Source organism: Algoriphagus sp. 4150 (assembly GCF_031457395.1).
GTDB lineage: Bacteria > Bacteroidota > Bacteroidia > Cytophagales > Cyclobacteriaceae > Algoriphagus.
Genome location: NZ_JAVDWS010000015.1, coordinates 21,133 through 40,868, shown reverse-complemented (window position 1 = coordinate 40,868; position 19,736 = coordinate 21,133). Strand labels below are relative to the sequence as shown.

18 protein-coding genes are annotated in these 19,736 nt (G+C 39.7%); 9 read left to right on the top strand and 9 right to left on the bottom strand.

The genetic code is table 11. The features are described from left to right. Nucleotides 1-417: 417 nt before the first annotated feature. Genes J2X69_RS17390 through J2X69_RS17370 form a run of 5 tightly spaced genes read right to left on the bottom strand, consistent with a single transcriptional unit; the run spans nt 418 to nt 3,599 of the window. Complete coding sequence (locus J2X69_RS17390) at nt 418-714, bottom strand: hypothetical protein (protein ID WP_310106160.1); 297 nt, start codon at nt 712-714, stop codon at nt 418-420. Further along, nucleotides 707-1,039: a hypothetical protein gene (locus J2X69_RS17385; protein ID WP_310106157.1), complete on the bottom strand. Its 333-nt coding sequence runs from the start codon at nt 1,037-1,039 to the stop codon at nt 707-709. Before J2X69_RS17385 ends, J2X69_RS17390 begins: the two co-directional genes overlap by 8 nt. After that, nucleotides 1,029-2,072 (bottom strand): HEPN domain-containing protein, encoded by a 1,044-nt coding sequence (locus J2X69_RS17380; RefSeq protein WP_310106156.1) that lies wholly within the window; start codon nt 2,070-2,072, stop codon nt 1,029-1,031. Before J2X69_RS17380 ends, J2X69_RS17385 begins: the two co-directional genes overlap by 11 nt. Then, nucleotides 2,069-2,407: a hypothetical protein gene (locus J2X69_RS17375; protein ID WP_310106154.1), complete on the bottom strand. Its 339-nt coding sequence runs from the start codon at nt 2,405-2,407 to the stop codon at nt 2,069-2,071. Before J2X69_RS17375 ends, J2X69_RS17380 begins: the two co-directional genes overlap by 4 nt. Nucleotides 2,408-2,411: 4 nt before the next feature. Beyond that, the gene (locus J2X69_RS17370) at nt 2,412-3,599 is read right to left on the bottom strand and encodes a hypothetical protein (RefSeq protein ID WP_310106151.1); all 1,188 of its coding nucleotides are present in this window, start codon (nt 3,597-3,599) and stop codon (nt 2,412-2,414) included. A gap of 650 nt (nt 3,600-4,249) precedes the next feature. Here J2X69_RS17370 and J2X69_RS17365 point away from each other — a divergent pair. From J2X69_RS17365 to J2X69_RS17345, 5 genes are all read left to right on the top strand, one after another. Beyond that, nucleotides 4,250-4,906 (top strand): hypothetical protein, encoded by a 657-nt coding sequence (locus tag J2X69_RS17365; RefSeq protein WP_310106148.1) that lies wholly within the window; start codon nt 4,250-4,252, stop codon nt 4,904-4,906. Continuing rightward, nucleotides 4,891-5,856 (top strand): hypothetical protein, encoded by a 966-nt coding sequence (locus J2X69_RS17360; RefSeq protein ID WP_310106145.1) that lies wholly within the window; start codon nt 4,891-4,893, stop codon nt 5,854-5,856. Before J2X69_RS17365 ends, J2X69_RS17360 begins: the two co-directional genes overlap by 16 nt. Before the next feature lie 494 nt (nt 5,857-6,350). Further along, nucleotides 6,351-6,932: a Crp/Fnr family transcriptional regulator gene (locus J2X69_RS17355; protein WP_310106142.1), complete on the top strand. Its 582-nt coding sequence runs from the start codon at nt 6,351-6,353 to the stop codon at nt 6,930-6,932. 56 nt (nt 6,933-6,988) lie between these two features. After that, a complete protein-coding gene (locus J2X69_RS17350) occupies nt 6,989-7,327 on the top strand; it encodes a hypothetical protein (protein WP_310106139.1) in 339 nt (112 codons plus the stop codon). A gap of 5 nt (nt 7,328-7,332) precedes the next feature. Next, nucleotides 7,333-7,911, top strand: a complete 579-nt coding sequence (locus J2X69_RS17345) for an NAD(P)H-dependent oxidoreductase (RefSeq protein WP_310106136.1) — start codon at nt 7,333-7,335, stop codon at nt 7,909-7,911. 431 nt (nt 7,912-8,342) lie between these two features. On the opposite strand, the gene tnpA is transcribed toward J2X69_RS17345, so the two are convergent. Further along, a complete protein-coding gene (gene tnpA, locus J2X69_RS17340; protein WP_310106134.1) occupies nt 8,343-8,804 on the bottom strand; it encodes an IS200/IS605 family transposase in 462 nt (153 codons plus the stop codon). 554 nt (nt 8,805-9,358) lie between these two features. Here tnpA and J2X69_RS17335 point away from each other — a divergent pair. From J2X69_RS17335 to arr, 4 genes are all read left to right on the top strand, one after another. Further along, a complete protein-coding gene (locus J2X69_RS17335) occupies nt 9,359-10,402 on the top strand; it encodes a methylated-DNA--[protein]-cysteine S-methyltransferase (RefSeq protein ID WP_310106131.1) in 1,044 nt (347 codons plus the stop codon). A gap of 754 nt (nt 10,403-11,156) precedes the next feature. Further along, on the top strand, nt 11,157-12,428 hold the full coding sequence (locus J2X69_RS17330) for a DUF445 domain-containing protein (RefSeq protein ID WP_310106128.1): 1,272 nt from the start codon (nt 11,157-11,159) through the stop codon (nt 12,426-12,428). 86 nt (nt 12,429-12,514) lie between these two features. Continuing rightward, a complete protein-coding gene (locus J2X69_RS17325) occupies nt 12,515-13,318 on the top strand; it encodes a DUF2490 domain-containing protein (protein WP_310106126.1) in 804 nt (267 codons plus the stop codon). A 24-nt stretch (nt 13,319-13,342) separates the two neighbouring features. Then, nucleotides 13,343-13,768, top strand: coding sequence for an NAD(+)--rifampin ADP-ribosyltransferase (gene arr / locus J2X69_RS17320; RefSeq protein WP_310106124.1), 426 nt, complete (start codon nt 13,343-13,345; stop codon nt 13,766-13,768). Between the two features lie 154 nt (nt 13,769-13,922). Here arr and J2X69_RS17315 read toward each other — a convergent pair whose 3' ends face one another. From J2X69_RS17315 to rapA, 3 genes are all read right to left on the bottom strand, one after another. Further along, nucleotides 13,923-14,660, bottom strand: a complete 738-nt coding sequence (locus J2X69_RS17315) for a phytanoyl-CoA dioxygenase family protein (RefSeq protein ID WP_310106121.1) — start codon at nt 14,658-14,660, stop codon at nt 13,923-13,925. 173 nt (nt 14,661-14,833) lie between these two features. Next, on the bottom strand, nt 14,834-15,967 hold the full coding sequence (locus J2X69_RS17310) for a HAMP domain-containing sensor histidine kinase (RefSeq protein ID WP_310106118.1): 1,134 nt from the start codon (nt 15,965-15,967) through the stop codon (nt 14,834-14,836). A gap of 602 nt (nt 15,968-16,569) precedes the next feature. Beyond that, on the bottom strand, nt 16,570-19,398 hold the full coding sequence (rapA, locus tag J2X69_RS17305; protein ID WP_310106113.1) for an RNA polymerase-associated protein RapA: 2,829 nt from the start codon (nt 19,396-19,398) through the stop codon (nt 16,570-16,572). Between the last annotated feature and the right edge of the window lie 338 nt (nt 19,399-19,736).

Here is a 19,736-nt window from a genome sequence, read left to right as displayed (position 1 = left end):
GTCTCACGATATGACTAACCCAATCAACCTAGGATTGGGTAACCCATATCGGTCATGCCTAAAGGCATTTTACAAAATTCTCTACACCATTCATCCAGCCATTAAAATGGCTGGCTAGGTAATCGGTCATGCCTACGGCATTGATTGGAATGGAAATCCCCATTGATTTTTATCTGATATTCATGATCCGACTCAGCTCTCCCACCATAGCTGGCTAAGTTACCGTAGATACACCTATAGGAATTGTTTCCAAAACTATTCCTCACCAGTCCCATCGGGACGACTCATCTTATTGCCAGCCATTTCAATGGCTGGATCTCTGAATTGCAATATGATCTGGCAAAGTCCCAGAGGGACGGCCGATTTTTTCTCTAACTCTTTAAAAAGGAATTCCGAGAAAAAAGGCAATTTGCCGGGCTAAATACTTTTCAGCTTTTTCAGTTCCTGATAGCATTCCTTAGCCAAAGGAAGTAGATTTTCACGGCTATACGTCATTTCCAACTCCCTGCATTTCTCTATATGTTCCTTATAAACTTGATAAAATCGATCTATTGATTCCTCCCCTCTCATCCCCATCAGCTCCGCAATACTAAAGCAAAGATCCAAAGAGTGAAACCCTTCTTCTGTCAAACCGATGGATTCCAATCCATAGATCAACTGCATATGCCGAAGATCCTGAAGAATCAGATCCTCTATTAGCAACTCCTTATTCATTCTTCCCTTCTTTTAATTCTTTGGCAAGCTCGACCAAGGCTTGATAACATTCCTTGGCCAGTGGACGGAGTTCCTCTCCTAAGTGGGTGATAGGAAAGTCACTTGCCTTGTCCATAAAGTATAGATAAGTAACTGTAAAATCATCAACCCCTACGCACCTTTCTACTTTAAAAATCTTAAGCAGCAGATCGTAGATTCCGAGGTAATGGTTTTCAGTACATAAATCCAATGCCTCTAATCCATCAGTCAACTGGGAATGCTTCATATCTGCCATGATCAGTTCCTCGATCAGGTCATCTATTGAGACGTTAAGTTCAGTTTTCATGCTGTATTTGTTTTTGAAGTGGTTGAAAAAAATGTTCATAATGACGCTGACATAGTTGCTGAATCTGTCTGGCACGATCGGTCAGAAGCTCAGCAATCTTTCTCTTTATCGGAAAATCCAATTTATACCTTGCCTTGCAGTAGGCATCTTCCAAAGTCTGTAACAAGTGTTTTTCCTCTATACAGTCTTGGGGGAAAACCACTATTAGCTCAGGAATAAATTGGTAGCATTCCCGAAGCAGTATTCTGATCTCATGACTTTTTCGCTCATAGCCTTCCCACGCCAAAATCAATCCCCGAAGACGTAATTCCAGACTTTGATGGATAAAATACAATGACATACCCCAGTTCAAATCCTCCTGCTCCTGCATGGCATGCCTCCAAAACAGATTCGAAGTCTCCCAGTTTTTATATAGATCATGACTCACCAGCCCCATTCTTTCCTTCAACTTTTCTCCATCCATCTCTGAAAGATCTTTTACTCCTTCTTTCTTGAAAATCAGCTTACCGGAGTGGAAATGTGTTAGGAAGAATAGATTACCATTTCGAAGTTCTTTGCCTAAGTAATTCCGATTTATAGCGTGGATGGCGATCTCCTGTTTTCCTGCAGCCAGAAAACTAAACAGCCCCACTGTATTTTGATAGACCTCCAACTCCTGATGCTTGAGCACTACATACACTTCCCGTCGGCGCGAGATATCCAGATGCTCTAAATTTGGCAGATCAAACAGATAGATCATTTCCGGATCAACCAAAATCTTCAATGCCTCGATCAACTGAAGAAAATAACTTTCTGAGGTTTGAATAAGCTCTGGAAAAGGCTCGGATTCTGGTACTGGCTCGGGAGCATAAACGATGTCCAAAAGTTGCCTTAAGTCCTCATAGAATCGTATCATTTCTTTTGTATGATAGGCTGCCTCAGTAGATTCCTCATCTGCAATCCAGGCTTTGAGTAGATTCCAGAGTAGCTGTTTGCTTTTGTCTTTATTATTGGAATCCAAAAACAAATCTGGAAGGTCTTGCAATGTTTTCATTCTATAAGATTTCTATTGCGTGGATTAGGCCGGTTTTTCACCTCTACATACCGCTTCTTTAAAGCTTTATAACACTTTTTAGCCAGAGGCCGCAAATGGTCTCCAAAATAAGTTTTGGGCATATATTTGACCTCATAAAGATGCTCCCTATAGACTCCTCCAAAATCATAATCATCCAATTTCTCTTCTTCATCCATGATCCCAAGTATGATAACCAACATACCATAATTGTGGTAGTAAAAATTTTCAATTTTGAATTCACGAATAGAAATCATCACTTGAAAACGCCTCAAATCCTCAACGATTAGATCAATTATTAGCTTTTTTCTATTCATCCCTTCAAATGTTTTTAACTAGAATGTGATTTTTTTCCTCATCAAACCGAATTAAAAGCAGATGGATCGCCTCTATCATTCGTAATACATCATCCAGTTTATCCAACTTTTTCTGACTGAATCCATAAATCATCGGCTGATGGCAGTCTAGACATTCTTTGGCGCAGTAGTCAATAAAATCCAGCCATTTTTCTCCCTCTTCTAAATCAAAAAAACCATCAAGAAAAAGCATAGGATTTTGAATCTGTTCCTCATTCAACAGCAAAGGAAAATGAAAAGGAAAGGTTACCTCATAGACCTCACGATTAGCGTTCTTTGGGAGTACAGAATCAAAAGTTGCTTTTGCCATCCAGTCCGGCTGGGTATAGTTATGGGTTATTATTCCGGACAGTGTGATAAGTTCTTTAAGATTATCTAACGTAAGCAAAAACTCTGTAGGACTTGAACCATACCAGACTGGTTTTTCGTCAAAGATCCCCCTTTTCGCAACTGCGATAACCTCTCTCCATTTGGGAAATGGAATGGAATTGAATTTATACTGAATCTTTCTGAAAGCATCTTTCACCTCTTCTGGAACCGGATAAAGAGTGAAATCTTCTTTTTCACCTTCCTGCTTCTTTCTGCTTCGAACAAAGATCAAGTGACAACATTCCACGACTTGGAAAGTCAGCTTTATAAGTTCTGGCTCATAAGTTTTAGGTACATAATCACCAAAGCTATATTCACTTGCCCTTTCTTTTGAAAGACATATATGAGACCATTGCCGTAGCATTTCCAAAATTTGATCCATAGAATAATCAATTGAGATCATTTTGAGATGCTTTCGTGGAAATTTGATCGCATCTAAATGAAGATTACAGGGTAATTCCTTCACTTCTCTAAAATAATTTTCTCCATATGGCACGTTTTCTACTAGATCCAATAACCCTACCTCGCTAACTTCTTGCTCATCGGTGAAAGCTTCGCCGATTGCTAATCCAACAGCCAGCATTTTCTCCAACTCCCGAAGGATCCTTTTATGGGCTTTGGCCTTTTTACCCATGTAGGTTTTCTTGGTGCGATACAGTCCGTTCTCCAGGGTTTTCAGTTCAGACCGCCAGCCTTGCAGATCCATCACTTCTGTAAAAAGCCGTGTGATCTCTCCCAAGGGATCACGATAAGCTTCTGAACCTAAAATTTCATAAGGTTTCATATGTTTATAATTTTTTCTTAAAGGCCATATGGAATGCCCTAATTAATCATTCCCCTGTGTGAGAAACTTTTCTCATGGGCATTTCATGTTGCTTTGTTTAAGTTTAACAATGATGGCACTTTGCCATGCGACTCAACAAAACTCGTAAGTGACTGATAGATAATCTATTCTGAGAGAGAATAGATTATTCTAGTAGAAGGATAAAATACAGAAGGTTATGCTAGAAAGATGGATGGGGCACTTAATTACTAAGTTCAACTCCTTCAGGGTTGATGCTATTTCCCCATTACGTCAGCTAACCACCCATTTCATGGGTGGCTATTGAAAGTTCGACCACTTTGTGGTCAGCTGTCAATCGATGACATGTATCAAGTGATAGTCAGCAAGGAGAATTCCCCTCGTCTGGGTGTAGTTTGACGGTTTCCTGAATTTAGGAATTTGCAATCCCCCACCACTTCTGATACTAGGCTTAGAGGCAAAAGTTAGGGAGAGGTCGGCTGGACAGAATTTGTAATTAACTTTTTCCTTAAAATCTATGATCAAAAACTGGGGCATATTGCAAATTTGTCTTTACTTAATAGCGCAGATGAATTCCTTACTTAGTTCTAACCAAACCGTCTTCTTTCTCCTGAAAGAGAAAGGCATTAATAATGGAAGATTACTTTCTTACCAGATTTCAGAGAAAGACTAGGATTGAGCTCCAACGAATAGTTGATAATCAAGAGCATTTCCAACCTGAGGCTGTTTTAGCTGCGACCAAGCTGCTGAATAAAAAACTAAGTGAGCAAGCCCTCCCGATTCTTGATGAAGCAGCCTATCCGACAAGAGACGAAAAATTAAAAGTTGACAGACTTTCCTTAAGCCTTGACTACCGTCCATTTTTCCGAACATTGAGTTATAGGGAGCTTTTGACCTCCATTTCCATTGCCCTTTTTGGTCTGGCCATTATTGGGATTATTAATTACTATTCCGATGAACGATTTTTTAAGGATGTACATAGCATTTGGAGAGGGCACACGATTCTTTTCGTTTTCCTAGCTAACCACATCATTTATAGGTATGAGCACAAAAGGTCAAATAATTTTCTTGGCAGATCTATTAATGATCTCTTTTTACTTGTTTCACTAATGCTACTGGCGATTTCTTACAAGTTTATAATAGGAGGTACCTACGATTTCCGAATTGGAAATGGTGTTTTAGGTATTATTATCCTAGTATCAGTCATAACAATGTCCATTTTTTCATTCGAAATTGGGCTTGGGCTTCTTAAAATGTTATTGAAAAAAATCAGGTGTCAAATTTTCTAAGACTCAAATTGACCTTGATAGTTGGGTCCATCAGTATTTTGACTTTAATCCCTCTTTTTGAGAGTAACTTTAATGCACCTGTCACCATGCATAGATGGAAGCAACTGGACTGGGATGATTTTCAAGGTTTTGTTAAACCTTTTACGGGTTGGGGAGCCGGAATCAGTAGTGATATTTTTATCGAATTCGACTCCATCCAGGGAAAATTCTCGGCTTATGCCGCAATGAACAACCAATCTTCTTGGAAAAGAATCGAAGCAATGGATTCAAAATACACCTTAAACCATGAACAGTACCACTTCAACATTACTGAATACCATGCTCGCAAACTTAATCAGCTAATCAAAAAAAAGAATTTAAGCAATGAGTCCGAGGTTAATTCCGAGTTGTATGCATTGCGCTCAGAACTAAGGAAAATGCAAGTAAAGTATGATACAGAATCAGACCATTCCTTAAAAAGAGCTTTCCAAAGAATGTGGGAATACAAAATTGATTCGATGTTGAATGAAACAGAAGACTATCCATTATTTCAGGAAAACGGAAACATAGAGGTATTCTTCCCCGATAAACCTCAAGTGCTACTGTTTTCCCTTGAGGATGAAAAATTTACAGGGCATATTCTTGAAAAGTATGATGCTTTGTTTTGGATAATAGATATGAACTTTTCTAGTACTGACACCTCAGCAATTGAATCATTTGCGGCAAGTACATTGGCAGAAAATGGTCTATCTGATATTTTGGTTTATCGAGATTTACTTAAGGAAAATGTAATATTTGATTCCAAAAGCAAAGACACCTTAAAAAATGAAATAGTGGTGGACAAATGGTTTTTGGGAAATAATACTACCTATTGGTTAAGAAACAGGCATCCAATTGGAGAAGAAAACGAAGAGATCTACAAAAGAATGGGAGATCAATTCTTCAACTCATTTAAAGTGCTTGAAGAGTGAAAAAATTGATATTAGCTCATGGCAAATTGAAGAATCCAGAAAGCCACCGCTAGGTGTAGTACCATCGCTCGTGGGACTGGGTGTAGTTTGCCTGCCATACAGGCTGGCCCAAGGCTAAAACAGCCCGCCGCGGCGGGTTGTTTTTTAACTCCTTGTCCTACCCTAATATCTTAACCGATTTGCAATCGGAAACACTTCCAATCTAGCATCATACGATGAAATCGAATTGTAAATTCATTGGGATAGGAAGGCGTAGTTACAAACTCCTAGTCCAACGAATCATGAGAGACAACCCATCTGAATAAAATATTCCCTCTCTCGGCGTAGTAAGATCGCTAGCGGGGCTGGACGTTTGTAACTTCACCCAGTCTCAGATGAAAACTATAAATTTGTGATTAATCTCTAGTAGAGAATCCCGCAGATGCGGACTAATTTAGCCCAGAGCAAGAAAGTGCGCAGCCCAACTTCTCCCAATTATCATCACAAACCCACCTATGCAATTCGAAAAAACAATAAATGGTATTGGCAAGATCTACTCTCCTTTATCCATGGAATGTCAGCAAGATCTTATTGCCAATTCCAAGATCAGCACATTTAAGAGAGGGGAGATTGTCGTCCGTGAAGGGCAATTTTCTGAAAAAGCGTATTTGATCGTAGCCGGTTGTGCCAGAGCTTACTATTTAAAAGACGGAAAAGATATTTCTGACTGGTTTGCTTTTGAAAATCAGTTTATGGCCTCAATTGTCAGTTTTTTCAGTGACAAACCCAGCCCTCATTATGTGGAGTTTGTGGAAGATTCCATTGTGTTCGAGTTCTCAAAAGACACTTTTGACAGCCTTTCCCACAAGTATCATGATTTTGAACGCTTTATCAGCAAGGTAGTAACCGAGACCATGTTGGGTCTATGCGAAAGGCTTTACACCATTCAATTCAATAAAGCAGAGGATAGGTTTAAGCACTTGATAAGTATCCATCCTGATATTACCAACAGAATTCCCCTTACCCATATTGCTTCCTATCTAGGGATAACGCTTGAGACTTTAAGTAGAATAAGAAGTCCTAAAAACCGGACTTGATCTATATCAAATGATAACTCTTCCATTAGAATAACCTTTGTCAAAAGAATCAAAAAATGGAAGAAAACAACAAACAACCGAAATCAATTTGGGGGAAATGGTGGATCCCAATCAGAAAATGGTTTTATCCGGGCTGGTTGCTATATGAAACATCAGTTCGTTTTTATGATTACACACATTCCGTGTATCACTATTTTATACGGCAGCAAGATTCCATCGCATTTTATATTGGGAAAGTCAGCACTCAAACTTTAACTGTTTTTTGCAGTGTTGCCACTTTCGCTGTTTGCACAGCCTTTTTAACAGTGCCCGCTTGTTTTGTTCTCTATAAATTCTTCAAAGCCGAAAATTTGACCGGGACTCCATTTGAAGAAAAATTGAAACCTCTATTCTAATGGCTATGAAAAAAATACTAATCATAAACGGTCATCCAGATGCGGAAAGCTTCAATTATGGTCTATCCGAAGCTTATAAAAGAGGTGCCGCACAATCGGATGCTGAAATCAGGGAAATTAATATCAGAGAATTGGATTTCAACCCAAACCTCCTATTTGGCTATAGAAAGCGGACTGAACTGGAACCCGATTTATTGGAAGCACAAGACAAATTGAAATGGGCTGACCACCTTGTTTGGATATATCCGGTCTGGTGGGGTTCTGTACCTGCCATGATGAAAGGCTTTTTAGACAGAGTTTTACTCCCGGGATTTGCGTTTACCAAAAGAGAAAATTCTTTATGGTGGGATAAGTGTTTCACAGGAAAAACTGCAAGAATAATTTGCACTATGGATCAGCCAACATGGTATTATAGATGGGTTTATGGAAGCCCAAGCCATAATGCCATGAAAAAAGTGACAATGCATTATATTGGGGTAAAAAAAGTGCGGATTACGGCTATTGGCCCCATAAGGCTTTCCAAAGAAGAGTTTAGGACAAAATGGTTGAAAAAAGTTGAAAAACTGGGTCAAATGACCAAGTAATAGCCGGCAGCAATCGAGGAGAATAGGTATAGGGCTGGGCATGAGTTTGCCATAAACATCCAAAACATGCCTGCCTTTTCCACCAAACGGCTGTAAAGTCCCATAGGGACGGACGATTTTCATTGCTGAATTTCAATCAATCTACAATTTAATGGACATTAACCCATATCGGCCATGCCTAAAGGCATTTTACATTATCCAATTCATCATTCATCCAGCCATTGAAATGGCTGGCTAGATGATCGGCCATGCCTACGGCATTATTTCGGGAATAATTTCTTATCAGTCCCTGAGAGAGAATTCAATATTACTACCAGATCAATCCCTTATCAGTCCCATAGGGACGCCCCATATTATTGCCAGCCATTTCAATGGCTGGAATTCTGAAAATGGCAATATGATCTGCAAAGTCCCAGAGGGACGGCCGATTTTTACTCCAACTCTTTAAAAAGGTATTCCGGTAAAAAATCTACATTATGGGCCTTTAGCATCTTGAGGTATTCCTCTCTAAAGGTCATTTTTTGATGATGGTTTTCCTGATTTTTCACATAGTCAAAAATATTCGATATCTCCCTTTCACTATAGGTAAAGGAACCAAACGCTGATTGCCATTCGAACCTATGCTCAAGTAGCTTGGATTCATTTAACCACTTGGATGATTTGGCTTTAGCACTTTTCATTATTTCAGAGACCGCTTGTTTCGGATAAAACTGGAACAGGCAATGAACATGGTCAAAATGCCCGTTAACAATTAAAGTCTTTGCACCGGTCTCATTGATCAGATTTCCTATCACTCCATACAACTCGCTCTTAAAGATGTCCTGAATAACTGCTTTCCTGTATTTGACCGCAAAAACAGCCTGACAATACATCTTTGAATAGGTATTTGGCATAATAGATCATATTGGTTAATCAAACAAACTAATTTAACCAATATCGGCCATGCCTACGGCATTTTATGAACATTCTACCATCATTTTACCAGCTAGACGATCGGACATGCCTACGGCATTGATTGGAAATACTCATTGATTTTTACCTGATACTCATGGTTCGACTCAGCTCACCAACCCTGGCTGGCTAAGTTATCATAGATACACCTAAAGGCATTATTATCAGAACTATCCCACCCTACAAGCTGCTCACCAGATTTGTCCACTGGACAGTGAATCGGGTTTAAATCCCTACCCGTTCTTATTCCTTGGCCGTGGTGTACCCGCAAAAAAGCACCATTGAATGAAAGGAAAGCTTTGAAAGTAAATGAAATCCAAGATTTACTAGCCAATATTTAATCTTACAGCAACTAAGTAAAAGCCACAATCTGCTTAAAAAAATACTTGTCAATTTTTCGGTTGTACTACGGTATTTGGCAAGAGTATCTTTGAACAAAAAAATAAAGTGACAACAAAATTTTTATCGGAACAATCCTTTAACGCTGTATTTTAAAATGGAATTATCAGAAGAAATAATGTACAAAGCAATTGTTGAAAAAGACACTTCGTTTGAAGGGGTCTTTTTTACGGCTGTTAAAACCACGGGCATTTTTTGCAGGCCTTCTTGCACAGCACGAAAACCCAAATTGGAAAATGTTGAATTCTTGAAAACTTCAAAAGAGTGCATTCTCAAAGGTTACAGAGCTTGTAAAGTTTGTAATCCTTTGAAAGTGTTAAACCAAACACCAGTTGAATTTCAGAGGGTTATTGATGAACTTTCAGAAAATCCGGCTTTAAAATTCAAAGACTACGACCTTAAACAAAGAGGGATAGAACCGAGCCAAATAAGAAGGTGGTTTTTGAAGAATCACGGCATTACTTTTCAGGCATATCAAAGAATGTTTAGAATAAATTCAGCTTTTAAAAAAATACAAAATGGCGAAAGTGTGACCCATACTGCTTTTGACAGCGGCTTCGAATCATTGAGTGGATTTGGTGACAGTTTTAAATCAATTTTTGAAGTATCACCTAAAAACGGAAATGTAAAGAATATTATAGACCTCAAACGAATTGAAACACCATTGGGAACAATGCTTGCCTGTGCCACTGATCAGGGAATTTGCCTATTGGAATTTACCGATAGGAAAATGTTGGAAACGGAATTCAAGTCAATTGCCAACCTTCTGAATGCAACAATTATTCAGGGGAACAACAGACATTTTGACACATTGGAAATTCAATTACAAGAATATTTCGATGGCGAGAGAAAAGAGTTTTCTGTTCCCTTGCATTCACCTGGCACCGATTTTCAAAATAAAGTTTGGGCTGCACTACAGCATATTCCTTATGGGCAGACAAAATCATATAAGGAGCAGGCCATAGCTATTGGAAGCCCTGAAAGCGTAAGGGCAGTCGCCAATGCAAATGGAATGAACAGAATTTCAATTTTGATTCCTTGCCATAGAGTCATTGGTTCCGATGGTCAACTGACGGGTTATGGTGGCGGGCTTTGGCGAAAGAAATATTTGTTGGAACTTGAAGAAAAAAACACCCCTTAAAAGCAAGGCAGGCTGTCTCTCTATAACATTGAGGTGCGAAATTCAAGCTCTGAGTCCCTAGTAAGCCAAAACGAAGTTGGATAGATAAAACTTACGAAATCCAACAAGAAACGCCCCGACTGCTGCTTCTAAAAATTGATAAAGGAGAATAGTTCCACTTGAAATTAAAGTTCACCGCAAATGACAAAATCTACACCCCCGCAAGCTACAATATCCCTTTTTTATTAGTGACAGTAGTCATCCAAAGAAATTATATCTTCTGAATGATTTTACAGATTCTGTTTACCTCGGAATCATATAATTATTACTATCCAGACTTCCGCGAGTATTTCAATAAAAGCTAATTTGGCAAGGAATAGTCGACCACAGAAGAATTCACCGAGATATCCCTATAAATTATTTACTAGACCGATAATTGTAGTGTTGATAGGCGAAACAGGTGTTGAGGTTGGCAAAACCAATCTAGACAGGCTACCCCTCTTTCAATCAAACCTATAAATCGAGCGTGCCCCCCTACCTACGGGATCACACACCAGGATGATTATAATGCATGCAACCTGCCTGCCGCCTTTAGGGATTCCATAGCCTGCCCCTACTATTCGGGGTGGCCTTTGAAAGACAAAATATAAACACATGAAATCGAGCATGTTGAAGGACACACACACTGGAATGATTATTTACCATGCGAGATTCTCCCGTCCGCCGCGGCGGACGGGACAGGCTATCTGTCCTTTAAAAATCAAATTATAATCAGATGAAAAACAGAATTGGAACAATCTCTCTAGCCATTGCACTAATTGGCCTGGTGTTTTTTGAAGCAATGTTGCGCATTGGAACACTAACACATCAAGGCTGGGAGGTGGTGTTGACAGGTTTTGAGGCAGCAGCGATCGGAGGATTTGCAGATTGGTTTGCCGTAAGCGCTTTGTTCCGTGAGATCCCCATTCCGTATATCAGAAGACATACCGATATCATCGCCAAAAACAGAGGAAAGCTGACCGAAGGTATCGTCGATTTAGTGACTAACCAATGGCTCTCTCCGGATGTCATTTCCGGGAAAATGAATGAAATAGATTCCACACAGGCTATTTTATCCTTTCTAAAAACTCCGGCAAACCAACAAAAAACTATTGCCGTAGTAAAAAAAATCGTGGTGAAGTTGGCAGACGAACTGGACAACCCAAGAATGGTCGTAGCGCTTAAGTCTATGCTAAATGAGCAGATCAATGAGCTGGATTTGGCATCGACGCTAGGAGAATGGTTGGAAAAATCTATTACAAACGGTGATCACAACCAGCTTTGGGAGCTGATGATCGAGGCAAGTTCCACAGCAATTCACAGCCCCGACACCCGAAAACTTCTACTCGATAAATTGGAATATACAGCCACTGAATATGGCGCCAAAAGCCTAATAAAAGGACTTACTATTTCTCTGGCAAAATCTATTGGAGGAATTGATCTGAATGTACTTGCTGATGATCTTCTCAGCAAAGCAGAGGAATTTTTGGCGGAAGCCAAAGCAAATCCTTCTCATCCGATCCGGTCCAAATTCGATAATTGGATGTTGGAGTTTGCCAGACAACTAGCCTCAGGGGATGCTGACAGCCGAAAAATGATTGATAATTTCATCCAGGGATTTACGCAACATTCAGATGCCGAAAAAATAATTCAAAACCTATTAATAGGCTTCAAGCAAACACTCGCAGAACAACTTTCAACTAACGATACTCCACTTATGCAGTTTGTGACTTCCAAATTGAATAAGATGATATTTGATTTGGAAAATGATCTCGAAGCTCAGGGCAAAATCAATCATTGGATAAAAGAGACAGTTTCCCAGTTGATAACTCAATTTCATGGAGAAATCGGAAACATGGTTCGCAACAGCCTCAGCAAACTGGACAACAAAGAATTAGTAGCTCAAATTGAGGAGAAAGTTGGCAGCGATCTGCAATACATCCGTCTAAATGGCGCGGTAGTAGGAGGTTTGGTTGGGATTCTGATTGCATTATTAAAACTGATCTGAAGCCACCACTGAGCACAGAATTACGTAGGAGAGAAAGAAAACATGTACAGTAGTCGAAAGTAATTATACCTCTCCATCCTATCAGTATGAAATTTAGACTGAAAGTAGCTACTCATGCACAAGTATTCAACCTCAATTCTACTTATACTCCAATTCCCTGCCCTGTGTCTCAAAACGGAATAATTACCAAACTTTGGTCTGTGGTGCCACATATCACAGAGGATATAAGACAATCTAAAATGAAAAGACTTTTAATCATCCTATTATTTGCACCGTTATCGCTATTTGCTCAAACCAGTGATTTTGGCAATTGGTTGATTTATTTTGGCAACAAAAAAATCAATAACAAATTCAACTGGCATCACGAGGTTCAGTATCGTAACTTCAATTTTATAGGAGATACTGAACAGTTGCTCTTAAGAACCGGATTAGGATATGACCTTTCGGAAAACAACAATAACATTCTTTTGGGATATGGTTTTGTATATAGTGAACCTTACATTCAGAACACGGATGAAAAAACCAACTTTAACGAACACCGTATTTATCAACAATTTATAACCCGACAAACGTTTGGACGCTTTGCTTTGCAACACCGCTACAGATTTGAGCAACGATTTTTTGATGATGACTTTAGGCTTAGGCTAAGGTATTTTCTTTCTCTAAATGTGGCTCTTAACAAAAAACAAATGAGCGATAACACACTTTATTTGTCTACATACAATGAGATTTTCATGAACACAGAACAGACATTTTTCGATAGAAACCGGTTCTATGGAGGGCTTGGATATAGATTCTCCAGCATGAGAACAGAAGTTGGTATAATGAACCAGTCCACCAATAATGTTTCCCGAAATCAATTAAATATTATTACGTTTCTAAATTTTTAAACCCAGAAAGAAAATTATAAACACATGAAAGAGACAGACTCTTTAGCGGTTCTAGACCAAGGGCCTTTTTATCATGGAACTAAGGCAGATTTGCAAGTTGGCGATTTGCTGACAGCGGGATTTAAGTCTAATTACCATCCGGATGTGATTATGAATCATATCTATTTCACAGCCATGGTCCAGGGCGCGGGTCTTGCTGCTGAATTGGCTCCCGGCGATAAGCTCCCACGTGTATATAGGATAGAACCTACGGGAAGTTTTGAAAATGACCCTAATGTTACTGACAAGAAATTTCCCGGCAATCCAACACGTTCTTACCGCAGTAAAGAACCGTTGAAAATTATTAGTGAAGTAACGGATTGGGTCCGTCTACCACCCGAAGAACTCAAGAAATGGCAAGAAAATCTGAAAAAATTACGGGCGAATCCAAAGGCAGAAATCATAAACTAATCAATAGGACTTCCTCTACCCCGCAGCCCCTTCTACTAGATACATGGGGTAGATAAAAATTCTTATCTTAAAAAAACGAAGTTGGAATTCGTTCAAAAAGTTCAGTTGGAATACTAGCTGTTAATATAATTGAGGCAAATACTATTGTGGGTCTTTAAACATCCAAAATCCTTCTCCCCATTTCACCAATCCGCTGTAAAGTTTCTTCTGTTATATACTTTTTCTGGTCAATCTGCTGAGGTTGCTCTCTGGTGCAGAAGTAACTATGGATACTTCTTCGCACGCGGTCAGTTTGATTAGTAGTGCCACCATGCCAAACGTGCGAGTTAAAAATAAACACCGATCCTGCGGGAGCTATAATCCTGATTTCGTCAGGATGTTTGTCATGTGGATCTGCCATCACTTCATCGGGCAAGGAGCTTAATTTATGCGATTTGGGCACGATTCGGGTAGAACCATTTGTGGCTGTAAAATCGTCCAACAGCCAAATACTGTTGCAAACTTTGTATGAGCCATTCACGACCGTATTTTTCCAGTCCACATGGAGTTTTTGAAGTCCTTGATTGGGTTTTGCTGCCCGATAGTTGAGCGACGATAATTTGTACGCTTTCCCTAAAACGGCTTCAATACCCGCCAGCACACGAGGATGCGTATAAAAAACATCGAAAATGGAGCCTTTATTGACCAAATTAGCCAAGCGATCCGCCCCTTCTTCTTTCGGATGACGGATATATTTTGATTCTGCCAATTCTGCCCCCGCATTTTCACCTTCCGACCACATCAACTCGTCAATTCGCTCATTCACTTGATTGACTTGGTAGGCAGTCAGTAATTGACCCAAATCGAGATAACCATTGGTGTCTAAAAATTCGATTTCTTCTGTTGTAAGCATATGTAGATAGTTTATGATTGACCGCAAGTCTGCCAATGTTCAAATAATGATTGTTACACCTCGCCTTCGCTCGGTGTCTGTTATATGTAATTTTGGTGGATAGGGAGAAAAAGTGCAGCACAACTTCATATTCTCTCTCATTTTTAATGATTGAATGCAATTACGCCAGACACCTAAATTTCTTTGTTTAAGGAGATGGAAGACGGAAGAACCTCACTTGCTAAAGGTAGGATAAACTTGAAATTACTACCTTGACCTACTTCACTTTCAACCCAAAGATGCCCATCAAGCCCTTTCACAAACTCTCTGCAAAGTGCCAAACCTAAGCCAGAACCACCTTCGTTATCAGTACCTAAGGATGTCATGGTAGTGGATGGGTCAAAAATCTTACGAATGGTCTCTTCGCTCATTCCTACTCCATTGTCACAAATAGAAATCTCCACCTCCACCTCTCTTCTAGTCACTAAGATATCAATACATCCTCCTTGATTAGTGAATTTTATTGCGTTCGAAATTAGATTTCGCAAAACAGTCCCTAGAATATTTCTATCTGTATATAAAACGATATCACTCGTTGGTGCATAATTTAAAGAAATATTCTTAGTCTTTGCACGCGATTCTTTAAGCCAGAGTATCTCAGTTATGAACCTGGACAGTATGATTTTCTCTGGGATAAAACTTAATTGCCCCGTTTGTGATTTTGCCCAATTCAACAAGTTATCAAGCAAATTAAGGGTGTTTTTGGCAGTAGAATTAATTAGATCAATATATTCTACAGATTCTACTTCACTCATATCGTCTTCTTTGAGGAGCTCAGAAAGGCCTATAATATTGTTGAATGGATTTCTTAGATCATGTGCAATGATGGAAAATAACTTATTCTGGGTTAGGTGTAATTCTTCTAGTTTAAGCTTACTCTGTTGTATTATAATATTTTTTTCAAGTATCGTTTTTTGATCAATCTCTTTTAAAAGCATAATAAAACCTATACAGGAACCACTTATGACAAAAAGTGAAATTATCAGAAACCAATTACCAATCGTTGAATTAGTCGTATAGATATAGGATTGATCTAATTGGTAAATATAAAATGCCCTGATCAGCTGGAACACAGAATAGATCAAAAGCACTCCACTTATCAGTAAAGCGGATTTGTACTTATTCTTATTGGTAAAAAGATAATAGGAGCCAACGCCAAAGAAAAATGAAGAGGATGCTATCCGTATTACATTGAGAATTATGTTGTTTTCTTCGACGATTAAAATGCAGGAAAAAACCAGAAAAACGGCAGTAATGAAAACCCACATGAGCTCTTTTCGAATTTTACCATCGAAAGAAAGAAGCCCAAATGAAGTCAGTGCAAAACTGGAAATCATAAGGAAATTGCTTATCCTGAATGAAAATAAAGGAGGAAAATAATCTCTAAAATTAAACAAAACGATAGCGAATACCTGAAACGCAATTCCTAGTGCAACTATTAGCAAATACCATCGCTTGTGATGGTAATAATACTGATAGATGAATAAGGCAATAATGAATAAATTATTGAGCGCTAAAAAAAACAAAATTGAAGGGTAATCTAGGGCCATATTATTTTCCTCTATTCATTTGAGTATGCTAAAGATTAGAAAATTCACTCAATAATCAGGTTTTAAGTGTGATTCTTAAAACTTAAAATTACATCTGAAAAGAATCCCTTAATATGATTTCAGTCATTGATTATCATTGACTTCTTTCTGACATCACTTAACAGCTCCGAAAGCTATTCCTCCATATTAGCTGTACCCTACCCCATCGTTCAGCTTCCTCGGTCTGTGTCACACAGACCGAAACAATGGGTAGGTATGTGTTCAGTGAGCGCGCAAATCACGGTTAAGTTTTGTACCCTAATTAATAAACACATCACCTCCTATTCCTTCCTAATCAGCTGCACAGCATCCAATCGAACTCTTGCTTTTTTTATCAGGGCTGATAAGGTATTGCGCTCTTCCAGCCCTGCCTGAATTTCATCCGCCCTAATATCTTTGTTCTTTTTTTGCAAGGCGGTAAGCCGATTGATTTCATGATCCAAAGTTAATTTCATCCGCTCTAAACCCTTTTTAATTTCTTGTTCACCCATTTGCTCAGCGATTTCTGTAGCGGATAAAATCATATTCGGCAGTAGGGTATCTACAAATGCTTCATTTTCTAGTAAGGGTTCTATTCTACCGGGTACTAAGTTTTTGTTTAGCATTGCTACCGAATAGCTATCTGTTACTTCTTTAGCTGTATGGTCTACTACAATTCTAAGCGGTGTATCGGGAAGGAACCGGTCTATATCAGTGCTTTTCTTGCCGGCTGTTTCAAGGACAAAGATTAATTCAAGTAATAGGCCTGGATTGCCAGTTCCCCGAATCAATCCACAGCTGGCAGTTCCCAAGGTCGAGCCTAGCACCTTATCAATAGCACCGGTTGCCATGGGATGATCCCAGGTAAGAAAGCTTACATCCTCCCTGCTGAGCGCCCGTTTTCTATCAAAGGTCACCTGGATGCCTTCCCGCGGGATGGACGGAAACACTTCAGCGCTAAATGAAGCCGGATGCAACAGGTACGTCCTTGACGCAAGGTCTTCCATCTCTATGTCAAAATGCCTGAAGACTTTCGTTAGATATGTTTCTAATGTGGGATCATTATCTTCCGCCTGGATTTGCTCAATCAATCTTTTTGCTATTCTCGGACGAAATGAGTTCATTTCCAGTAATTTATCGCGTCCCTTAGCAAGGGCTTTCTTGAGTTCTATTTGATATTCAGCTGTTTCTGTAATCAATATTTCCAGTTCCTTCTGAGCCCCTTCGAATGATGGTATTTTGGTAATGTTGAGTAATCGCTCACTGAACAATTTAGAAATAAGATTGCCTCCCTCAAGATTTGTATTAAAAGCATCCAGTCCTTCATGGAACCACCTGACAATGAGCTCTTGTGGACTGCCAAGTAGATACGGAATATGTATAGTAATGTCCTTCTTCTGTCCTATTCGGTCAAGGCGGCCTATTCGCTGCTCCAGCAATTCGGGATGGAAGGGCATGTCAAAAAGAATGAGGTGATGGGCGAATTGAAAATTCCGGCCTTCACTCCCTATTTCTGAGCAGAGGAGTATTTGCGCCCCATCAGGCTCAGCAAACCATGCAGCGTTTCTATCCCGCTGTACAAGTGTGAGGTCTTCGTGAAAAACGCTTGCTGTAAATTCCGGGAAATTACTTAAAGCCGATTCTAATGCCAGCACTTTTTCTTTGGAGGTGCATATTAAGAGCATCTTTTCAGGATGCATTTCCTCCATTTTCCCAACCAGCCACTCCACTCGCGGATCTTCTTCAAACCACAATTCCTGTTCAGGTTTTGTTTCGGATTCCCTTTCCATATCCAAGGAAAACTCTCTTGTTAAGCGCTCGATCCAAAGGCTATGATTTTCTCTTTCCTGAAGGGGAATCAGCTGGGCAATACGCTCGGGGAATCCGCTCATAGCCAATCGGGTATTTCGAAATAGAACTCTACCCGGACCATACTGATCGAGCAGATCTTCAATTAGGTTGTGCGTTGTAAGTTCATCTTTATTGGCTAGCAAGGCGATTCTTTCTTTAGAGAAAATGGATTCTAACAGCCTGAGGTCTTTAGCTTTTAAATCTTTTCCTGACGAAAGCTTTTCGACGATAGCAGCAATGTCTTTATTTCCGTCAGATTCGTGGATAAAATCATCGTAATTGTTATACCTGTTGGGGTCAAGTAACCTAAGTCGTGCAAAATGACTTTCTACCCCTAATTGCTCCGGCGTAGCAGTAAGGAGTAGTAACCCTTTTGCCACCTTACTCAGCAATTCTACAATACCATAGTCTGGGCTTAACTCGTCAACTGACCACTCAAGATGATGGGCTTCGTCAACAACCAGCATGTCCCAGCTGGCAGAAATGGCCTGTTGGGTGCGTTTTTTTGAACCTGCCAAAAACTCGATGCTACAAATAACAAGCTGATCATCGAGAAATGGATTTACCTCTGGCGCACCTTTTTCAAGAGCCGAACAACGTTCTTCATCGAAAATGTTAAACCAGAGATTAAACTTTCTCAATACTTCCACAAACCACTGGTGGATCAAGGATTCGGGAACAAGGATAAGTACCCTTGATATTCTACCAGTCACCAATAAGCGGTGAAGAATAAGGCAAGCCTCAATAGTTTTTCCCAGTCCAACCTGATCGGATAGCAAAACACGGGGCGCAAACCGCGAACTCACCTCATGGGCTATGTATAGTTGATGAGGAATCAAATCAATTTTACCCCCAACAAATCCATGTACCGGAGAAATTCTTCTTTGATAATTATGATCGAGCGTTTCTCTGCGCAGGGCAAAAAATTCTGGCGAATCAATATCTCCCGCAAATAGCCGATCATCCACCGTATGCGAGATAGATACATCTCCAAGTTCGGACTCACCCAACGCTCTGTTGCCCCCAAAGTACACATACAGCCCATTTTCAAATTTAACTTCTTCAATCAACATCGCATGTCCTTGCTGATCTACGATGGTATGTCCTGGTTTAAAAATAGTTCGGAGCAAAGGAGCACTTTCTATTGAATACAGTCTCACTTCGTCTGGCACCGGAAAGGATATCCTCACCTTGCCTTTACTGACTTCTGTCACTATGCCCACTCCGAGTTCAGGTTCTCCGGAACTGGTATATCGTTGATTTAGAAAAAATTCTCCCATGAATAAGGATTTTTGTTTAGAGGATTAATGTAAGTGATTATCCGCATCCGTGATCGGATGATGCCAGTAGCCCCACATTTTTTTTACTGGCTGGATGACCCCGTCCACGTCGGGCTGGCGAGGACGGGTGACCCGCCTCGGCGAGGCAGGCCGAAATGGCCTAAAAGATAAAGCTCACCAAATCCTTGGATGCTTTAATCTCTTTAGTGGTAAAAAAGCGGATATATACATGTAAAAAACAGCAGACCTGTGATTATTATTTTTTTTAGTTTAAAACAAGGATAGCAGAAAAGAACCAAGTTTTTGGTTCAGATGACCAGCTTACTTAGTCTGTTTTC

What these genes read in the sequence shown, in the direction of transcription:
- J2X69_RS17365 (WP_310106148.1), top strand. Translation starts at nt 4,250, where the DNA reads ATGGAAGATTACTTTCTTACCAGATTTCAGAGAAAGACTAGGATTGAG.
- tnpA (WP_310106134.1), bottom strand. Translation starts at nt 8,804, where the DNA reads ATGCCAAATACCTATTCAAAGATGTATTGTCAGGCTGTTTTTGCGGTC.
- rapA (WP_310106113.1), bottom strand. Translation starts at nt 19,398, where the DNA reads ATGGGAGAATTTTTTCTAAATCAACGATATACCAGTTCCGGAGAACCT.
- J2X69_RS17325 (WP_310106126.1), top strand. Translation starts at nt 12,515, where the DNA reads ATGAAATTTAGACTGAAAGTAGCTACTCATGCACAAGTATTCAACCTC.
- J2X69_RS17375 (WP_310106154.1), bottom strand. Translation starts at nt 2,407, where the DNA reads ATGAATAGAAAAAAGCTAATAATTGATCTAATCGTTGAGGATTTGAGG.
- J2X69_RS17385 (WP_310106157.1), bottom strand. Translation starts at nt 1,039, where the DNA reads ATGAAAACTGAACTTAACGTCTCAATAGATGACCTGATCGAGGAACTG.
- J2X69_RS17345 (WP_310106136.1), top strand. Translation starts at nt 7,333, where the DNA reads ATGAAAAAAATACTAATCATAAACGGTCATCCAGATGCGGAAAGCTTC.
- J2X69_RS17390 (WP_310106160.1), bottom strand. Translation starts at nt 714, where the DNA reads ATGAATAAGGAGTTGCTAATAGAGGATCTGATTCTTCAGGATCTTCGG.
- J2X69_RS17350 (WP_310106139.1), top strand. Translation starts at nt 6,989, where the DNA reads ATGGAAGAAAACAACAAACAACCGAAATCAATTTGGGGGAAATGGTGG.
- J2X69_RS17355 (WP_310106142.1), top strand. Translation starts at nt 6,351, where the DNA reads ATGCAATTCGAAAAAACAATAAATGGTATTGGCAAGATCTACTCTCCT.
- J2X69_RS17315 (WP_310106121.1), bottom strand. Translation starts at nt 14,660, where the DNA reads ATGCTTACAACAGAAGAAATCGAATTTTTAGACACCAATGGTTATCTC.
- J2X69_RS17330 (WP_310106128.1), top strand. Translation starts at nt 11,157, where the DNA reads ATGAAAAACAGAATTGGAACAATCTCTCTAGCCATTGCACTAATTGGC.
- J2X69_RS17335 (WP_310106131.1), top strand. Translation starts at nt 9,359, where the DNA reads ATGGAATTATCAGAAGAAATAATGTACAAAGCAATTGTTGAAAAAGAC.
- J2X69_RS17380 (WP_310106156.1), bottom strand. Translation starts at nt 2,072, where the DNA reads ATGAAAACATTGCAAGACCTTCCAGATTTGTTTTTGGATTCCAATAAT.
- J2X69_RS17370 (WP_310106151.1), bottom strand. Translation starts at nt 3,599, where the DNA reads ATGAAACCTTATGAAATTTTAGGTTCAGAAGCTTATCGTGATCCCTTG.
- arr (WP_310106124.1), top strand. Translation starts at nt 13,343, where the DNA reads ATGAAAGAGACAGACTCTTTAGCGGTTCTAGACCAAGGGCCTTTTTAT.
- J2X69_RS17310 (WP_310106118.1), bottom strand. Translation starts at nt 15,967, where the DNA reads ATGTGGGTTTTCATTACTGCCGTTTTTCTGGTTTTTTCCTGCATTTTA.